Source organism: Actinoallomurus acaciae (assembly GCF_042429965.1).
GTDB lineage: Bacteria > Actinomycetota > Actinomycetes > Streptosporangiales > Streptosporangiaceae > Actinoallomurus > Actinoallomurus acaciae.
In genome coordinates this window covers 1-1,437 of sequence record NZ_JBHLZP010001011.1, presented here as the reverse complement: position 1 = coordinate 1,437, position 1,437 = coordinate 1, and the positions used below count along the sequence as shown (strand labels likewise).

1 protein-coding gene is annotated in these 1,437 nt (G+C 71.5%); it reads left to right on the top strand.

Going from position 1 to position 1,437, the window contains the following annotated elements; translation table 11 throughout:
* Window positions 1-1,316 (top strand): N-acetylmuramoyl-L-alanine amidase (locus ACFFNX_RS49940; protein WP_378213518.1); only part of this gene is annotated, 1,316 nt, incomplete at its 5' end.
* Window positions 1,317-1,437: the final 121 nt, after the last annotated feature.

The window sequence follows — 1,437 nt, the reverse complement described above, 5'->3', positions numbered from 1 at the left end:
CCGGCGCGTCGCGCCGGACCGACGACGGGCAGGGGCTGCGGCTCGCCGCCCAGCCCACCCTGCGCACCCCGGCCCAGGCGGACCAGCGGTCGCCGGAGGTCGACTGCCCGGCCGCGCTCAGCTGCAGCTGGGTCCCCGCGCCGTACGTCCAGCTCGACCCGAACGACTCCACCAAGTACGGCAACCACGACATCTCGGACCGGCCGCGGACGACGAAGATCAAGTACATCGTCATCCACGACACCGAGGCCACCTACGACCAGTCGCTGCAGCTCGCCCAGGACAAGACCTACCTCGGCTGGAACTACACGATCAGGTCCGCGGACGGCGCCGTCGCCCAGCATCTGCGGGCCAAGGACATCGGCTGGCACGCGGGCAACTGGTACGTCAACACGACCTCCATCGGCGTCGAGCACGAGGGCGTTCTCGCCCAGGGCGGCACCTGGTACACCGAGGCGATGTACCGCAGCTCGGCCCAGCTCGTCCGCCATCTCGCGGCCGAGTACGGCGTACCGATCGACCGGGCGCACATCCTCGGCCACGACATGGTGCCCGGCCAGACGACGAGCGCCGTCGCGGAGCAGCACGTCGACCCCGGCCCGTACTGGGACTGGGCGCACTACTTCGCTCTCATGGGCAGGCCGCTGAACGGCACGGCGAAGGCCGGTTCGACCGGGCTGGTGATGATCCGCCCGGAGTACGCCACCAACAACGTGCCGTACACGGGCTGTGACAAGAGCGGCTCCGACACGCCCTGCCCGGAGCACGGTTCGTCGGCGGTCGTCCTGCGGACGGCGCCGAGCGAGTCCGCGCCGCTGGTGAAGGACGTCGCCATGCACACGACGAACGGCGGCACGGCCACGATGGACGTGGCGGACATGGGCGCGCACGCCGCGACCGGCCAGCGGTACCTGGTGGCCGGCCGGCAGGGCGACTGGACCGCGATCTGGTATCTGGGCCAGCGCGCGTGGTTCCACGACCCGGCCTCGGCGCCGGTCTCGGTCCCCGTGCACGGCCTCGTGGCGGTTCCGCGGCAGGGGGTGACCTCCGTGCCGGTGTACGGATGGCCGTTCCCCGAAGCGTCGGCCTACCCCAAGAACGTGCCGGTGCAGGAGATCTCGGCGCTGCCGTACCAGTTCACCGGCGGCCAGGGCTACGCGGTCGGCGGCGGCAACCGCAGCCAGTACTACTACGCCAAGACCTTCAACCTGAGCGAACACGTGATGGTGCGAGGGAAGACCGCCTACTACCAGATCCAGATCGGCCACCGGGTGGGCTACGTCAGGACCTCGGACGTGTCCCTCCGCGCCAGGTGAGCGACCCGGGCCGAGCACGCGGGCCCCTGCCTCCGTACCGTCCGGAGGCAGGGGCCCTTCTCGTGCCCGTGGCGGGGGCCGTCAGCAGCGGGCGCCGGGCGGCAGCGGCGGCAGGGTTCGG